17 protein-coding genes are annotated in these 16,710 nt (G+C 53.4%); 13 read left to right on the top strand and 4 right to left on the bottom strand.

The genetic code is table 11. The features are described 5' to 3' along the window. Positions 1-43: 43 nt before the first annotated feature. From ABYA77_RS10975 to ABYA77_RS10960, 4 genes are read left to right on the top strand one after another with little or no spacing between them, the layout of a single operon-like run. Complete coding sequence (locus ABYA77_RS10975; protein WP_372966012.1) at positions 44-532, top strand: chemotaxis protein CheW; 489 nt, start codon at positions 44-46, stop codon at positions 530-532. Positions 533-590: 58 nt separating this feature from the next. Continuing rightward, positions 591-983, top strand: a complete 393-nt coding sequence (locus ABYA77_RS10970; RefSeq protein WP_372966011.1) for a DUF2802 domain-containing protein — start codon at positions 591-593, stop codon at positions 981-983. A 27-nt stretch (positions 984-1,010) separates the two neighbouring features. Next, positions 1,011-3,287, top strand: a complete 2,277-nt coding sequence (locus ABYA77_RS10965) for an ATPase, T2SS/T4P/T4SS family (RefSeq protein WP_372966010.1) — start codon at positions 1,011-1,013, stop codon at positions 3,285-3,287. After that, on the top strand, positions 3,287-4,390 hold the full coding sequence (locus ABYA77_RS10960) for an AAA family ATPase (RefSeq protein WP_372966009.1): 1,104 nt from the start codon (positions 3,287-3,289) through the stop codon (positions 4,388-4,390). Before ABYA77_RS10965 ends, ABYA77_RS10960 begins: the two co-directional genes overlap by 1 nt. On the opposite strand, the gene ABYA77_RS10955 is transcribed toward ABYA77_RS10960, so the two are convergent. After that, positions 4,376-4,708 (bottom strand): EscU/YscU/HrcU family type III secretion system export apparatus switch protein, encoded by a 333-nt coding sequence (locus ABYA77_RS10955; RefSeq protein WP_372966008.1) that lies wholly within the window; start codon positions 4,706-4,708, stop codon positions 4,376-4,378. The genes ABYA77_RS10960 and ABYA77_RS10955 overlap by 15 nt on opposite strands. Continuing rightward, complete coding sequence (locus ABYA77_RS10950) at positions 4,705-6,087, bottom strand: flagellar hook-length control protein FliK (protein ID WP_372966007.1); 1,383 nt, start codon at positions 6,085-6,087, stop codon at positions 4,705-4,707. Before ABYA77_RS10950 ends, ABYA77_RS10955 begins: the two co-directional genes overlap by 4 nt. A gap of 135 nt (positions 6,088-6,222) precedes the next feature. Here ABYA77_RS10950 and ccmA point away from each other — a divergent pair, with 135 nt between their 5' ends. Genes ccmA through ccmI form a run of 9 tightly spaced genes read left to right on the top strand, consistent with a single transcriptional unit; the run spans position 6,223 to position 13,465 of the window. Next, entirely contained in the window at positions 6,223-6,855 is a 633-nt protein-coding gene (gene ccmA, locus ABYA77_RS10945) for a cytochrome c biogenesis heme-transporting ATPase CcmA (protein ID WP_372966006.1), read from the top strand. Further along, positions 6,852-7,577: a heme exporter protein CcmB gene (gene ccmB / locus ABYA77_RS10940; RefSeq protein ID WP_372966005.1), complete on the top strand. Its 726-nt coding sequence runs from the start codon at positions 6,852-6,854 to the stop codon at positions 7,575-7,577. The genes ccmA and ccmB overlap by 4 nt, the downstream gene beginning before the upstream one ends. Positions 7,578-7,633: 56 nt before the next feature. Continuing rightward, positions 7,634-8,377: a heme ABC transporter permease CcmC gene (ccmC, locus tag ABYA77_RS10935; protein WP_372966004.1), complete on the top strand. Its 744-nt coding sequence runs from the start codon at positions 7,634-7,636 to the stop codon at positions 8,375-8,377. A gap of 3 nt (positions 8,378-8,380) precedes the next feature. Further along, entirely contained in the window at positions 8,381-8,614 is a 234-nt protein-coding gene (gene ccmD / locus ABYA77_RS10930; RefSeq protein WP_372966003.1) for a heme exporter protein CcmD, read from the top strand. A gap of 14 nt (positions 8,615-8,628) precedes the next feature. Beyond that, a complete protein-coding gene (gene ccmE / locus ABYA77_RS10925) occupies positions 8,629-9,108 on the top strand; it encodes a cytochrome c maturation protein CcmE (protein WP_372966002.1) in 480 nt (159 codons plus the stop codon). A 33-nt stretch (positions 9,109-9,141) separates the two neighbouring features. Continuing rightward, positions 9,142-11,142 carry a heme lyase CcmF/NrfE family subunit gene (locus ABYA77_RS10920; protein WP_372966001.1) on the top strand — a complete coding sequence of 667 codons (2,001 nt, stop codon included), beginning with the start codon at positions 9,142-9,144 and terminating at the stop codon, positions 11,140-11,142. Then, entirely contained in the window at positions 11,139-11,675 is a 537-nt protein-coding gene (locus tag ABYA77_RS10915; protein WP_372966000.1) for a DsbE family thiol:disulfide interchange protein, read from the top strand. The genes ABYA77_RS10920 and ABYA77_RS10915 overlap by 4 nt, the downstream gene beginning before the upstream one ends. Continuing rightward, positions 11,675-12,142, top strand: a complete 468-nt coding sequence (locus ABYA77_RS10910; protein ID WP_372965999.1) for a cytochrome c-type biogenesis protein — start codon at positions 11,675-11,677, stop codon at positions 12,140-12,142. Before ABYA77_RS10915 ends, ABYA77_RS10910 begins: the two co-directional genes overlap by 1 nt. Before the next feature lie 48 nt (positions 12,143-12,190). Further along, on the top strand, positions 12,191-13,465 hold the full coding sequence (gene ccmI / locus ABYA77_RS10905) for a c-type cytochrome biogenesis protein CcmI (RefSeq protein WP_372965998.1): 1,275 nt from the start codon (positions 12,191-12,193) through the stop codon (positions 13,463-13,465). Between the two features lie 29 nt (positions 13,466-13,494). On the opposite strand, the gene ABYA77_RS10900 is transcribed toward ccmI, so the two are convergent. Both ABYA77_RS10900 and ABYA77_RS10895 read right to left on the bottom strand, forming a co-directional pair. Continuing rightward, positions 13,495-15,225, bottom strand: a complete 1,731-nt coding sequence (locus ABYA77_RS10900) for a BatD family protein (RefSeq protein WP_372965997.1) — start codon at positions 15,223-15,225, stop codon at positions 13,495-13,497. Next, positions 15,219-16,710 (bottom strand): tetratricopeptide repeat protein (locus ABYA77_RS10895; protein WP_372965996.1); only part of this gene is annotated, 1,492 nt, incomplete at its 5' end. The genes ABYA77_RS10900 and ABYA77_RS10895, both read right to left, overlap by 7 nt.

Genomic DNA, 16,710 nt, shown 5'->3' with positions numbered 1-16,710 from the left:
ACGATCAGGTTGCCCGCCGGGCAGCCGAGAAGGAGAAAGCGTTATGGCATCCCCGAGCGGACAGCAAAATCAGGCCCAGGATGATCAGGTACTGCAGTACGTGACCTTCCGCCTGGATGATGAGACATACGGCATCGACGTCATGCAAATTCAGGAAGTGCTTCGGTATACCGAGATTGCTCCGGTGCCGGGTGCTCCGGACTACGTGCTGGGTATCATCAACCTCCGGGGCAATGTCGTCACGGTGATTGACACTCGACGGCGGTTTGGCTTGGCAGATGCCGATGTCACGGATGCTACTCGCATTGTTGTGATGGAATCTGAAAGCCAGGTGATGGGTGTGCTGGTGGACTCGGTGGCTGAGGTGGTTTACCTCAAATCCAGTGAAATTGAAACTGCACCCAATGTGGGGAACGAGGAAAGTGCCAAGTTCATCCAGGGTGTATGCAACAAGAATGGCGAGCTGATCATTCTCGTTGAGTTCGAAAAAATGCTGACAGACCACGAGTGGGCTGAAATCGCAGCGCTGTAATTCAACAGCGTGATTGATGGACGTCTGCCGTGGCAACCAATAACGGAGACGTCCCACTATGAGCTTTAATATTCCTTCCTGGCTTCCTTGGTGCCTGACCTCAGTGGCTATTGCTCTGGTTCTGGTGCAGGGCAGTATACATGGCCGGCGCATTCGGGTATTGCAGGCATCTGTCAAAGACCGGTGCGACACTCTTGGCCGAGAGCTTCACGCCACTGCCAGTGGCAGCATGGGCGTGGGCCAGCGTTTGGTATCTTGTGAACGTCAGTTGTTTGAACTGCGCAATACCCTGGACGAAATGCGCCAGAATGACCCGCTCAGAATTTCTTATGACGAAGCCGCCCGACTGGTTGATCTTGGTGCAGATATCGACGATCTTATGAATACATGCGGAATATCCCGCCCCGAGGCCGAACTGGTGTCGGCGCTAAAGAAGCGCCAAGCGGCCTGATCCGAAGTTGCATACGGATGTCGTTGAATGAAAATACTATACCCGAGGGCTGTTGAAGCCCTCAGTTCGGTTTCCCGCCCGGATTTTGTGGCGGGTGCCGATATTGTCCCCTCTATTACCGGCCACTCCATTCCCCGTGAAGAAACGGTTTCCCATCTTCTCGGTTTGATGCCTGAGATCGAATCAGACCAACTGGTCATGCACGTGGGTGGCGGCTCTGGGTATGTGGCTGCGGTACTGGCCAGCCTGGCTCGACGGGTAATCTATGTAGATAGCAATCCCTTGCTGGCGGAGAGTGCCCGAGCTCGCTTTGCCGAATATGGAAAGGACAATATTGACGTTGTTGAAGCCAAGGTTGGACCTGGCTTTCAGTATGATGAGCTTTGTGACCTGATTCTTTGCACTACGTTTATTTCAGATCCACAGATATTTCAGCAGAGCTTGCGCGATGGTGGCCATCTGGTGTGTCTGGAAGGGCGTGCCGGCCCGGTGCCCAGTGTTGCCATGTTCCGGCGTGCCGGGCTTCGTCTGGAACGGATTAAAACGTTAGGTTGGGTTGATTTTAATCGGAATTCCGAACAGATTCTTATTGATCTGGGGGTGGTCACAGAAGCCATTCTTGATCAGGCCCGTACGGAAGCTGCATCGAAGAATGAGCGTATTCTGGATGTGGTGCGCCGTAAGCTGAATGTTGACGAAGTCGGTTTGTACCGGTCGCTCGCTCAGCAGCGAGGTATGGTATTTACGGATGCAGATGAAGTGCTGAAAAGTCTTCAGTCTGATTTATTCCGGCGCTTCTCTAAAAGTTTCCTCGATTTGTCCCGGATGATACCAGTATCGGAAAGTGACGATGTACTCACTGTTGTCACCGATGATCCGGATGCCCGCACCTATCAACTGGAACGGCTCACTCCGAATCACAGGATTACCTGTCTTCTGGTTACGCCGACGGATTTCCGTCGGGTATGGCTGGCCCTCGACCTGACAACAAAAGGTAGTCGGTTTGTTGCCGAGCACGGTTTAGGCGTCCAGGAAAAGGACGAAAGTGCCAGTAAGCGGGATTTGTTAGGTGAGGAGCGTGGTGACAAAAATATCAGTCCTTACCTGGTATCCGTGTATGAAGCGATTCTGCTTGATGCTGTGAGCGAAAATGCGAGCGATATTCATATCGAGCAGTATGATAATCGGGTTCGCATTCGCTTGCGGGTAGATGGTGATTTGCGTGATTTGACCCAGTATCAGCTTTCCTCCCGGGAGATTCGGGGTGTCATCAATGTCATCAAGCTGCGAGCAGAGTTAAATATCGCTGAGCGCCGTCTGCCGCAAGGTGGTCGCTCACGGCTTCAGTTGGGCGAGACATCATACGATCTCCGGGTTCAAACTCAGCCTTCTTTGCATGGTGAAAACGCCATCATCCGCTTGCTGCCCCAGACTGGCCGGGCCATGACTATTGAGGAATTGGGTATGTCGCCAGTTATCGGCAGCCGGTATACCCGGTTGCTGGATAACCCCGCAGGACTGGTTCTGGTGGTTGGGCCGACTGGCTCCGGTAAATCGACGACATTGTACGCCGGCTTGCAGACTCTGGCTGATGATGGGCGTCGAAAAGTTATCACCGTTGAAGACCCTATTGAGTATTCCATCGATAACATCCAGCAAACCAGTGCGCGCCCCGACATTGGCTTCGGCTTTGCTGATGCCATGAGGGCATTCGTGCGGGAAGATCCGGATGTTATTCTGGTGGGTGAAATTCGGGATAAAGAGACCGCTTTGGAAGCCGTGCGTGCCTCGCAAACCGGTCACGTGGTTTTATCTACTTTACACAGTAACGATGCGGTTGACTCGCTCCAGCGGCTGTATGACCTGGGAATTCATCCCAACTCTATAGCTGGTGAGCTTCTGGCGGTTATCGCCCAGCGTTTGGCCAAACGTATCTGCAAACACTGCATTAAGCCTGCCGAGCCTGACCCCTCGATTATGGCTGAAGTTTTTCCTCATGGTGCCCCGGCAGGTTTTCGCTGCTTTGAGGGGGCTGGCTGCGAGAAGTGTAACGGCCTTGGAACCCATGGTCGGGTTGCCATTGTTGAATACATGGAGGTCGACGACGATATTCGAAATGCCATTTCCAGCCAGCCACCGATTGGCGAGTTGCGCTGGCGGGCGCTGGATGCTGGATTGATCACCATGAGAGACAGTGCATTGGATCATGTCATTGAAGGCCTTATCCCGATGTCAGAGCTGCCGAGAGTTCTGCCTAAAGAACGGATGGCTCCGGAAGTGCGTGGCGGACGGAGGAGCAACTAATGACTGCGAGCAAACAGGCCAGAAAAGCAGCTCAGCGTGAACCGGCAGAAGTCACTTACCGGGACGAGCTGGATAAACTCATATCCTCAGATCCTGGCCCGGTTCCCCCAGGTTGGAAAATGTCTCCGCGGGGTGTTGAAAAGTTCCTGCTCGGTGATGAACAGCTTGGTATTGAACGTAAATTCGTGGCAGATCGAGCTATGGTTGTGCGTACGATCATTTCTCTATGCACAAGCCGTGGCTGCCTTCTGGTCGGTGAGCCGGGGACGGCCAAGTCCTGGTTGTCTGAACTCCTGGCAGCCGCCATTTCGGGAGATTCGACGCTGGCGCTTCAGGGCGGAGCTATCACTCAGGTAAGTCAGCTTTTGTACAGCTGGAACGAAGCCATTCTGCGTACAGAGGGGCCATCCCTGAATGCTTTAGTGGCTTCACCTTTGCTGAGGGGCATGATGGAAGGACGGTTGGTTCGTTTTGAAGAGATTGCCCGTTGTCCGCAAGCGTTACAAGACGCGATACTCTCGGTGTTATCAGACCGGGTGGTAGTCATACCGGAAATTTCAGGCAATGACGGTGTCATCCTGGCAAGGGAAGGCTTCAACCTGGTGGCTACCTCCAACAGTGTGGATGAGGGCGTGCATTGCATGAGTGCAGCCCTCAAGCGCAGGATGGATTTCGAAGAAATCCGGCCAATTCGTAATCTTGAGGACGAAATGGAGGTGGTTATGCGAGAGGTTCGCAAAGCCAACCTTCGATCGGGCCTTGATGTCGACCTGGATCAGTCTGTTGTTGAGCTTTTGGTGACAATGTTCCATGAACTGCGTAACGGTGAAACCATGGACGGCCGGAGTACAGACCGGTTGGCTGGTGCTGCCCTGTCAACAGCTGAGGCTGTCTCTGTGGCTCATGCCGCCAGTCTGAACGCCTGGTATTACGGTGGTGGAGCAATGACTGTTGAACATCTGGTTCATCATATCATTGGTTCAGCGCTGAAAGATCAACCAGACGATCGCCGGCGTCTGAAACACTATTTTGAGACTGTTGTAGGGCAAAGGCAGGGTGACCACTGGCAGCAGGCCTGGGCCTTGCGCTCACTCATTAGCTGAGGGGGCATCGGGTGCGGGGCAGGCGTCGTCTGGCGTTCTGCCCCGTATGTGGAAAGCAAAAGCCAGAATTTCGGCGATCACCCGGTAGAGTTCCTCAGGAATCTCCTCGTTCAGTGACAGACGGGCTAAAATACCCGCCAATTCCGCGTTCTCATACAATGGAACATTGTTTTCTCGTGCGATTCGTATGATCTCCTCAGCCAGCTCCCAGGTACCGGTGGCTGAAATAACTGGCGCTCGTTCCCCATCGTATTTGAGGGCTACCGCTGCTGGCGCGATATTGTCTTCTTGATTTTTAAATTTATTATCCTGCGTCATGCTTTTGTGTCCACGAGCCGGTGCTCAAGTCGAGTCTCTATTTGCCGTGGACAGCCCCTCCGGCATTCCAGATCGGTTACTTCCAGACCTAAGTCTGCCAGGCTTTGTCTGAGTAATGGTAGCTCCTCATTAACGTGACGAAGCGTTGTTTGTTTTTCTGCCCAGATTTGTGCGCTGACACTTGGATGTCGATAAGCAACTTCAAAGTGGAGCGGGCCTGCGTAGTCCAGATCCATGGCCAGGTTCAAACGCCATTCGCTGACCGTTTTCCGTTCGGGCTGGTTTCTGTCAGCGCCTTCTTGTTGGTATTGTTCCATTCGCAACTGAGCCATTCGGGGCTCTTGTTGAGGCGTTAGCCAGGGAATCTCTATCAGCATGGTGTTGATCGGAGTGCCTGGCTCAGCACTGGCCCGGGCCGATAGAGTCTGGCTGTGTAACTGGTTTACGGTGATGCGGTTTAACATGCCTGCCAGCATACGAAGGGTCAGGGCGATGCTAGTGGGTTCGCTTTTGCCTTGACTTAGACTGGTGGTCAGCTTTGGAAATTGCAGGGGTGCCTGCATCAGATCCGGGCTGGCCAGAGGTGTCAGGCGGTTAAAGGCCTCTGGTGTTTTTCCCTGGCTAGCCAGTAATGACGTGATAATTCTGGCAAGGGCGAGCTTGAAGTCGGTTGGGGCAGATTGCCCTGTACCAGTCTGTAATAAGCGTGATTCAGCAAACAGGCCACTCTCAGCCAGCCATTGTTTAACCAGTGCAGCACTGTTATCGGATTTACCCGCTCCCGGTTGTAAACTGTTGGCCTTAGCCATATTGGCGAACAAGCTTTCCAGCGCCTGTGTTGCCGCCGGGGGCAATGGCTGTGCCATGTTGGCCGATGGTAACTTTCCGGGTTGGGGCTCGCCTTTCAGTCCTGTGTTCATGGCATTAAGCAATTGGGCCAGTCCCGTTTGAAGATTTTGCTGCCAGGGCAGGCGCTGGGCCAGGGCTCTGGCAATGCTGGCTTCCTGGCCGTCTGCCAGTTTGCCTAAAAGTTGCAGTTCGTTGCCGGCACGCATGATTTTGATAAGATCACCCGCTGTGATGTCCGGTAGGCGATTACCGGTTGCCACGGCCAGAGAACGGCCCTTTAATTCCAGAACAAGCTCGTGGCCTCCGTCTTTTCGTTGAAGAACCTCAGCCACTTTGGCAAGTGCGATTTCCCTGTTAGCGATTTTAAGCTGTGCCAATTGCTGCCGGGCAGACCTTGCTATATCTGGCCCGGAAACCTCCCGGCTTGTGCTATTCTGGCTTTGCCCCGGCTGCCTGCTTGCTGAGTCTGCCGGGGTGTGGGGCGGTTGTCCGCCATTGAGTTTCATTGGCATTGTTTTGATGTCAGGCAAGAGTAATCCATGAACGCTTTCGTTATAATGCGCGACGTTGGTTTCGAGTGCCCGGATTTCATGTTGGTACCTGCGTGGCCTTCATTCATACACCCGATGCCTGTTGTGCATCCTTCGCTCTGAAACGGAACCCAGATGTCCGAGCCGTTACTACAGGCCGTTAGTCTTGAGTGTGAGCGCGATGAGCGCGTTTTGTTCCAGAATCTGTCGTTTTCCATACTGCCCGGTACGGTAACTCGTGTCGAGGGCCCTAATGGATCAGGAAAAACGACCTTGCTGAGAATTTTAGCGGGTTTGAATGATGCCTGGTCAGGTGAATTGCTGTGGTGTGGTAAACCCCGGGACCAGCAACGGGAATCGTATCTCCGGAATATGCTGTACCTGGGGCATCGACCAGGTATTAAACCTTTGTTGACGCCATTGGAAAACTTGCGGGCCCTGATGGCTGGCCGACGTCCGCTTAAAGACGCCGCGCTTCTGCAGGCGCTGGCGGGAACCGGCCTTTCAGGATATGAGAATGTTCCGTGCCGGAATTTGTCTGCCGGTCAGCAACGCAGAGTGGCCCTGGCTCGATTACTGATTGCTGATGAGCCTCTGTGGTTACTTGATGAGGTATTCACAGCTATCGATGCGAACGGTGTTGAGGCCATTGAAGCTCTTTTGCAGCAGCGTGCCGAAGAAGGTGGTGCGGTCGTCGTGACGACTCATCATGACCTGAATTTGCCGGGAATGAACCGCATCAGAGTGGGGGGCAAGGCAGAACGATGAAGGCTGACTTACAAGTTCCTCTCAAGGCAGAGAGCTCCTCTGTTGGTACGCTTCAGGCTATGAGTGCGGTGTTCTCAAGGGATCTGCGTGTAGCCTTCAGGCAAAGGCAGGACCTGCTGAATCCGCTTCTGTTTTTTACTATGGTGGTAACCCTTTTTCCCCTCGGAGTCAGCCCGGAAGTGGCATTCCTGAAACAGTCAGGAGCCGGTATCCTTTGGGTGGCGGCCTTGTTGTCAGTACTTTTGTCCCTTGACCACCTGTTTCGCCATGATTTTGATGACGGCACGCTGGAACAACTGATGTTACAGCCGCAACCGCTGTTCCTGCTGGTGCTGGCCAAAACCATGGCCCACTGGATGCTGACAGGGTTGCCTTTAGTGTTGTTGACGCCAGTTTTAGGATTAATGTTGCATCTGGACGGGAACTCTGTGGCAACTTTGTGTCTAACGCTGCTGATCGGAACACCGGTATTGAGCCTGGTCGGCGCTATTGGCGCAGCTTTGACCTTGGGTTTGCGTTCTGCCGGGGTACTCTTGTCACTGCTGATTATTCCGCTGTACATTCCCGTGTTGATTTTCGGAACGGGTACAGTGGCGGCAGCTGCGGAAGGCGCATCGGTAACAGGCTATCTGGCCTTGCTGGGGGCATTTCTGGTTCTGGCGCTTACTTTGGCGCCCTTCGCCTCCGCAGCAGCATTACGAATCAGCCTGTCCAACAGCTGACTGGATTTCAGCCGGGCAGAGAAACGAACAGTTAACAGTTAGACGGTGACCAACTGATGTGGCAATTCTTTCACAAGCTGGGCTCTCCCAAGTGGTTCTTCGGAATTGCAAACCGCTTTATGCCTTGGCTGCTGGCCGGAGGGCTGCTTCTGTTGCTTGCCGGAGTGATCTGGGGGCTGGCTTTTGCGCCGAAAGACTATCTGCAGGGCAATAGTTATCGGATTATTTTTATTCATGTACCAACGGCATTTCTGGCTCAGTCCATATACATCATGATGGCCTTTGCTGCCGTGGTTACACTGGTTTGGCGCATGAAGCTGGCAGACGTGTTTGTAAAATCGATCGCACCGGTCGGCCTGATGTTTACTTTTCTGTCTCTGTTCACGGGGGCAGTATGGGGTAAACCTACCTGGGGTACCTGGTGGGTTTGGGACGCGCGCCTCACTTCAATGCTGATCCTGTTGTTTTTATATGGCGGGGTTATCGCTCTGGACCGCGCCATTAATGATGAAAAGTCGGCGGCCCGTGCGGTAGCCGTTCTGGTTCTGGTGGGCGTAGTGAATATCCCTATCATCAAATATTCAGTGAATTGGTGGAATACACTGCATCAGCCCGCAACGTTCACTTTGACGGAAAAGCCGTCCATGCCCACGGAAATGTGGGTGCCGCTGTTGCTCTCTGTACTTGGACTTTATTTGCTGTTCGGATGGTTGGCGTGCCTGAGGATGAAAACCGAGATTTTGTTACGGGAACGTCGAACCCGATGGGTTAAAGACCTTGTTTTGGCGGGAGGTAAGTAACCAATGGCATTCGATTCGTTTTCAGCATTTATTGCGATGGAAGGTCATGGCCCATATGTCTGGGCTTGCTATGCCGTATTTGTCGTTCTGGTGGCGGGCACCATGTTCTGGTCAGCCAAGCGACATCAGAATGTCTGTCAGATGTGTAAGCGCAGCTTTGAACAACCGGGTTCCAGCAGCCAGGAAAAACCAAAAGCACCGGCCACATTCACTCGAGTAGAAGTTTCCCAGGATTGACCAGTAGGTAACCCATGCACCCGATTCGTAAAAAAAGACTGACCATAGTGATTTTTCTCGTTGCAGGCCTGGCCATTGCGGTCGGTTTGACAACCTATGCGCTGCGCCAGAACATTAATCTGTTCTACGACCCAACTGAAATTGCTGCAGGTAATGCCCCGGTGGATGTGCGCATCCGTGCAGGTGGAATGGTTGAGGTGGGCAGTGTCGTGCGTGATCCCGAAAGTTTGGCCGTGAAGTTTCGGGTAACGGATTATACGGCTTCAGTGCCGATGGAGTACGTTGGCATCCTGCCGGACCTCTTTGCTGAAGGGCAGGGTGTGGTTGCGATGGGGCGTTTGAATAATGAAGGCCTGTTTGTTGCCGACCAGGTTCTGGCCAAGCACGACGAGAACTACATGCCGCCTGAGGTGGCTGAGGCTCTCGAAAAGTCGACAAAAGGGAAGTCCAACTCGGCAAATGCGGAAAAAGCTGCAGAAACTACGGCTTACTGAATCCCAATTTATTCCTGATATTGGAGAGCCCTGATGTATCCGGAACTCGGGCAAGTTTCACTGATTCTCGCGCTGTTGCTGGCAGTGCTCCTATCCGTTGTCCCACTTGTGGGGGCTTTGACAGGGCGTGATAGCCTGCAGGCTTTTGCCCGACCTCTGGCATCTGGCATGTTTGTGTTTATCGGCCTGGCGTTTGCTATTCTGACTCACGCTTTCATTGTGGACGATTTTTCGGTCGCCTATGTAGCCAACAACAGTAATAGTATGTTGCCCTGGTTTTACAAGTTCAGTGCTGTATGGGGTGGCCACGAGGGCTCCTTGTTGTTATGGATACTGATGTTGACTGGCTGGACTCTGGCCGTAGCACTATTCAGTCGCAAGCTGCCTTCTGTTGTGGTATCTCAGGTTCTGGCTGTGATGGGCATGGTATGCGTAGGCTTCTTACTCTTCATCATTGTTACGTCTAATCCGTTTGATCGCCTGCTTCCGAATATTCCGCTTGATGGTAAGGATCTTAATCCTCTGTTGCAGGATATTGGCCTGATTCTCCATCCGCCGATGCTGTACATGGGGTATGTGGGCTTTTCTGTCGCCTTTGCTTTTGCCCTGGCGGCGTTGATTAACGGTCGGTTGGATGCAGCGTGGGCGCGCTGGTCTCGCCCTTGGACTACGGTAGCTTGGTCGTTTTTGACCATTGGTATCGCACTGGGAAGTTGGTGGGCCTACTACGAGCTTGGCTGGGGTGGCTGGTGGTTTTGGGATCCCGTTGAAAACGCTTCCTTGTTGCCCTGGTTGTCAGGTACGGCTTTGATGCATTCTTTGGCGGTTACTGAAAAACGCGGCGTTTTCAAAAGCTGGACCGTACTGCTGGCCATTGTGACCTTTGCTTTGAGTCTGCTGGGTACCTTCCTGGTTCGTTCTGGTGTGTTGACCTCAGTGCATGCCTTTGCCTCTGATCCGGAGCGTGGTGCGTTCTTGCTAATGCTTCTGGGTATTACGATTCTTGGCAGTCTCGTTCTCTATGCCTTTAGAGCTCCGGTGGTGCATGTGCGGTCCCGTTATGGCTCGTTGTCTCGGGAAATCTTTCTGTTGTTGAACAACGTTTTGCTCGTTACCGCAACACTTTTGGTCGCCATCGGGACACTATATCCTTTGATTCTGGATTATCTGGGCATGGGTAAGCTGTCTATCGGTGAACCGTTTTTCAACACAACCTTCAGTCCGTTGGCCGTAGCCGCTGGCCTGTTGTTGGGGGCGGGCATTTTCTCCCGCTGGAAGAAAACAGACGGTGGTTGGCTTGCCCGTAAGCTGTTCTGGCCATTGGCTGTTAGTCTGACAGGCACTGCGGCTGTGATTTTGTATTACGGCAGCTTTAAACCATGGGCTTTTGCGGGTGTTTTCACCGCTATATGGGTGACCGTCGCTACCCTTTGGGATCTGTGGGACAAGTCAGCATCGCGTCAAGGTCTCCTGCATGGCCTTAAACGCCAGTCTCGCAGTTACTGGGGCATGGTGCTTGGGCATCTCGGTGTTGCTATGGTCATGGCGGGTGCAACCGTTGTTTCAAATTACGGAGTAGAACGCGATGTACGCATGGTACCGGGCGATTCTGCCATGGTTGGGGAGTATGAGATTGTCTTTAAGGATATAGGGAATCGTCAAGGTGCTAACTTCACCGCCCAATACGGCAGTTTCGATGTGTTCTTGAATGGCAGGAAAGTATCCGAGTTGCATCCAGAAAAACGTAACTACCCGGTTGGAATGAGTGTCATGACCGAAGCCGACATTGATGCTGGTTTGTTCCGCGATATCTTTGTGGCCATAGGTGAGCAGATCTCCGATGATGCCTGGGCTATTCGTTTGCAGTACAAACCCTTGATTCGCTGGCTCTGGTTGGGGGCTTTCGTGATGGCCTTTGGTGGTTTCCTTGCAATTGCCGACAAGCGATACCGGATTAAGGTTCGGAAGACGGAAAATAACAGAGCAGAGAAGAACCGTCCTGCGACAGGCAGTGTGGCGGAGGCAACATCATGAAGCGATTTTTACTCTTCTTGCCTTTACTGTTTGCTATAGGAGTCGGCATCTTTTTAGCTGCAGGTCTTGGTAAGGATCCGACCAAGCTAGAGTCTGCTCGTATTGGTAAACCTGTGCCTCAGTTCAGTTTGCAAAGCCTGAATGACCCGGAGGTGTTGCTGGATGCGTCTCTCCTCAGGGGAGAGGTCACTTTGTTAAACGTCTGGGCGGAATGGTGTCCTTCGTGCTGGGATGAACACGAATATTTGATGTGGCTTTCCAAGGAAAAAGGCGTTCGCCTTGTTGGTTTGAATTATAAGGATCAGCGAGAGACTGCCTTTAGATTTCTGGCACGCCTGGGTAACCCCTACCGGGAAATTATTTTTGACCCCCAGGGAGCTCTGGGCTTTGATCTGGGCGTTTACGGTGCTCCAGAAACCTTTGTGATCGATGCTCAAGGCGTGATTCAGTATCGCCATGTTGGCGTCGTGAACAGGCAAGTGTGGGAAGAGGTTTTGTTGCCAGTTATAAACAAGGCTAAGGGGAACAGTTAATGCGTTTTTTACCTGCCATTCTGGTCTTGCTGATGTTATCTGGTATCGCCCGGGCCGAGGTGATGGCGGTCTATGATTTTGACACCCGGGCTGAAGAGCAGCGCTACCGTGACTTGATTGCAGAGCTGCGATGTCCGAAATGCCAGAACCAGAATATCGCGGATTCTAACTCGCCTATTTCAAAAGATATGCGCGATCAGGTCTACCGCTTGATGAAAAACGGGGCTACCAACGATGAGATTGTAGGTGACCTGGTGGGGCGTTTTGGTGAGTTTGTCCAGTACAAACCGCCAGTCGACAAACGCACGATTCTGCTCTGGGGGTTTCCTGCCATTGCCGTGGTTGGTGGAGTTCTGATTGTTGCTGGCGTTGCGATGCGTTCCCGTAAACGAGACCAGGGCGAACCTACGCTTAGCCAGGAAGAAAAGGCCCGGGCTCGGCAGATGCTGGCAGACAAGGATCAGTAATCCTGAAGCTGATCTACGCAACACATTTTTAATGGTGACGATGATTCCATGACTGAAGAAACCTTCTGGATTGCCGCAGCGGTACTTATTTTGTTTGCCCTGGCTTTTGTGCTCTATCCGGTGTTTTTCCATCGGCCAATAACAAGAGTTGAAACAGACATCAGGAATCAGAATCTATTGGCCTATAAATCGCGTCTCAGGGAGTTGGACGTTGAGTTCGAGGCGGGGGCGCTGGATCGGGAAACCTACGAACAGCTGAAAGACGAATTGGCTGGCTCAATGCTCGATGATGTATCTGAGGAGCCAGCTCCAGTGAAGCACGTATCGGGTAGGCGCAGTGCCATGGCCGTTGCTCTGCTGGCCATTCTGTTGTTACCTGCGGGTGCTTTTTACGCATATGAGCAATGGGGTTCGATGGGGCAGGTAGAGCAATATATTACCATGCAGGAGATGAACGCCTCAGGAGATAACCAGGCTGCGCGTATGGCTGAGCTGGCGGATCAACTGCGTGATCGTTTGGAAGCCGACCCGGACAATATTGATGGCTGGGCCATGCTCGCTCAGACCTACATGCGGGTAGAAAGATACCGCGATGCCGCGAAGGCCTACCGACGGTTGGCGGAACTCGTGGCGGAAGATCCCCGCTCCAGTGCGGTGGCCTACGGCTTGTCAGCTCAGGCATTGTTTTTTGAAACAGAAGGGCAGATGAGTCCAGACGTGAAGCAGGCGATCTCAGATGCTTTGGCCCTGGATCCGAATGAAGTGAACTCCTTGGGCTTGCTGGGTATTCATGCATTCGGCCAGCAGAACTATCGGGAAGCCATCGAGTACTGGGGTAAAATTGCTGACCTGGCGCCCGATCATCCTCAGATTGCTTCTATTCGTGGCGGCATTGCAGAGGCTTATGCCCGTTTGGGAGAAACGCCCCCAGCAGAGCCGGTGCCAGACAAAGCTGTGGCGTCTGCGGGTGTTGATCTCCGCGTTTCCGTCGATAGTGCCTTCAAGGATCAGGTGCCGGCTGATACGACGCTTTTCGTGTTTGCGCGCCCGGTTGGAGCCTCCGGTGGAGCTCCTGTTGCTGTAACGCGCTTAACGGCCGGCGCACTGCCTATGGATATTCGTTTAGACGACAGCTATGCCATGTCACCTGAAGCGGCGATTTCAGCTGTTGATGAGGTGGTCATCGTGGCTCGTCTGAGTCGTAGCGGCTCCATCAGCCCGCAGCCAGGTGACTGGCAAGGCGAGGTGAAAGCCGCTGTGTTGTCACCCGGTGCTGGCAGCCAGCCGGTGGAGCTGGTGATTAATCAGCAGCTCACCAACTGAGCCTTCACTCATACCCGGTCGGGCCAAGGTCAGCCTGACAGTCCGGCCGGGTAAAGCGGTGCCAGTCCTTTAGGGGCTTCGTTATCTTCCTGTCGTTGTCTGAGCCGGGTAACGGCTTTCAGTAGCGCGTCTTTTAATGGTTGATCAATGGGCTGCCCGGATGTGCCTGAAGCATAAAGTGATTCCTGGAAGGCTCTGAGTGCTTCTGACAGTTCTTGGTCATCACTATACCGAACGACATCTGCGGCACTTGCAAAGGTCTGCCCGGGGAGTTTCAAGCGAGCCCAGCGTAAGAGTATTCCTGAGGTTTCCGGTGAACCGTTGCGAATGGCTTGTGTCAGCTGTTCGAAAGCCCTCTTCTCACTTTCGTCAAAAGGTTTACCGCTGTTCGTGTCGGGCCTGGCCGGTTTTTTACGATTCAACCACCAGAGCATAATTGTCAGCAGCCACAGAGCGCCTAGTAACAAGGTGCTCCATAGCCAGGGTGAGCTACTTTCCTTGGTAATGATGTTCCCGCCCGCCGGTGTGTTATCAACGGGCGCTTTGGGTTGCGACGGTTCGTTGATGGCAGGCGTAGCGGTCATATTTCCTCCGGAAATCTGGTACCGCCGCTCAGGCAAAACGGTCTCTTCTAACTGGTCGGTTTCGGTATTCCACCAAGGTACACGTACCGCCGGTAGAACGATATCGCCAGTATTCACAGGTACCAAGGCGGCTTCCTGCTGTAACGTTGCTTCCAGCCCTTCCGGGGTGGGCTCGGTGTTTCTTTGAGGCAGCTCAGGGTAGTACCGGATGGCTGATGGATATTCAACCGATAGTGGTGGTAAGGCTTCGGAAGGCAATCCAGAGGCCCGTAGAATAATCTTGCGGTTGAGGTTGCTGCCTGCGCGGAGTTCGCCCGCCGGAGGCAAGCCATCTTCCGCCAGAGCCAGGCTAGTAGCCGGCAGCCAGGGCTGTCCAGCCGGGTAGCTGTCTGGCACCGGCTTGACCTTAACGGGGTAAAGCTCCTGTGCATCCCTCAGAAATTTCAGTGCGCCAGCGGCATCTCTGACCTGGCCTTCAAAGCGAATGGCGGGAAGACTGAGTTCACCGGGAGTTTGCGGAAAGATGGCGTATCGGCGTTCGACAACCCGGTAGCGGGTGCCATCGCGAGTGGTAGTAAATTCCCGCTGCTTTCCGAGGCCTTCAATGATGGCATCCGGGTGTTGTGGGTCGGAAAGTTCGCCGCGAATCAGGTTGCCGGAGAAATAAAGCTGTACCGTCAGCACCAACTGTTCTTGTACATAAACTTCTGCTTTATCTGCGGACAGTTCGACAAAACTGTCTCGACCGGATGAAGGCTGGTTGGGCGGCGTGCCCGATACCACTTCAATCGTGACGGGCTTCGAGGTGGAGTCCTTAAATGTGAGTGCCGGAATGGTGAGTGTGCCGGTGCGTTTAGGCGCGAGCTGGTAGGTCCAGGTGATTTCACCCACCATATCCCCGTTGACCGTTTGTACGCTATAGCGCTGATTACGTGCCAGGATTTCAAAATCCGGTTCCACCTTTTCAATATCCGGTGACGGCAACTGCGAGAGATCAAAACTGAACAGGTTGCTCAGGTTGATTTCGATCTGCATGGAACCTTTCACCGTCAGGGTAAGAACCTCGCCTTCATAGAGTTGGTCCCGGTCTGGCACAGCGGTCAACTCATTGGCTGACAGAGGCCCTGAAAGCATAAACAGAAGACAGAGGAGGGAAGACAGAAGGGTTTTTACCATGGCGTATCGCCCTCGTCGGGTTGTGTCTGGCGTTGTTGATATTGTTGCAGGAATTTTCGTTGCAGCAATCCACCGGGATTGTCCGGCACGCGCCGCAGCATTTGTTCCTGGCCCTGACTCAGGGGGTGTTCGTTAACCGGTGCAGGGGCTTCAGCCTGGGGCTGTTCTTCAGTGCTCTGTTCAGATGGTTGAGCATCTGCTTCATGTTCGTCTTCTGATTGTTCAGGGTCCGTATTCTGTGGCTTTTGGGATACTTCACTGTCCTGATTCTGGTTTTCAGGAGATTGTTGCTCATGCTGGTCTTGCTGGTTGCTATTCTGACTCTGAGTGTCGTCGCCGGACTGCTGGTTATTGCTGTTTTTTGACTTATCATTCTGACTGTCTGACGGGTCCTGTTGTGAGTCTTGATCCTGGTTTTTTTCGTTGTCCTGCCCGGCGTTTTTCTGGTCCAGAAGCTGTTGCACCAAGTCACGATTGAACCGGGCGTCTTCGTGCTCCGGGTCCAGGTCAAGTACCTGCTGGTAGGCCTTCAGTGCCTTTTCCAATTTCCCTGCCCTTGCCAGGGCATTGCCCCGGTTATAGTGGCCAGTCTTACCAGGGTAGTCTGCGAAGGCTTTAATGGATTCTTCGTAGTTCTCTGCACGGTACAGAGCTGTGCCGCGCCAGCCCGGATGCTTCAGAAGCTCTGCGGCCTTTGCCGGGTTCCGTTCAATCAATTCCAGCGCTCGCTGGTCGTCACGCTGCCAGAGGCTGCCCCAATCCAGCGCCATAGCCGGGCGGGAACCAACCGTTAATGGCAACAAGGAAAGCGCCAGTACCGCAAAGGCACCTCGGCGCCAGCCCAAGAGCAGTAATGGCAGTGATAACCACAACAACCAGTAGCCGTCATCTTGCCAGCGATTGATGGTCAGTCCTTCGGTTGTTTCTTCCCACTCGTCAGACAAGATTGGTTCAATCTCAAGAGCTTCAATGTCAGCATTGCCAAGCGTTAGCTGCTGACTTTTGCCTCCTGAATTTCGGGCTAGAGCAGCCAGGCTGCCCGGGTCAGCCCTGGTGATGACAATGTTGTTGCCCTCTCGGATAAAACCCCGTCGGGCAAGAGGGATGGGGCCACCTTCTTCAGTACCAACGGTCAGAGTACTCAGGCTGTAGGGTGTCGAGCTGAGTTTGTCACGGATGGTGCGTTGGTAGTTTGCTGGAACGTCATCGGCAATCAGCAGTATCCGCCCACGTCCCGGTGCGCCGTTATCAAGCAGGCGGATAGCTTCGTTTATTGCAAGGTCCGTGCGGTTGCCCTGTGCTGGCATAATGGTTGGTTCGAGCACTCCCAGCATGGCTTCTATGGTCCGGTGGTCTTCTGTCAGGGGCGTTACCACATGGGCGTCTCCTGAATACACCAGTAACGCGGTCAGGCCTCCTTGGCGCAGGTCGAGAATATCCCGGATTTTGCGTTTGGCAAGAGTCAGTCTGTCTGGCTCTACATCT

Origin of the sequence: Marinobacter sp. (assembly GCF_041595835.1) — a bacterium.
Taxonomy (GTDB): Bacteria; Pseudomonadota; Gammaproteobacteria; order Pseudomonadales; family Oleiphilaceae; genus Marinobacter.
This window is presented reverse-complemented; position numbering and strand designations above follow the sequence as displayed.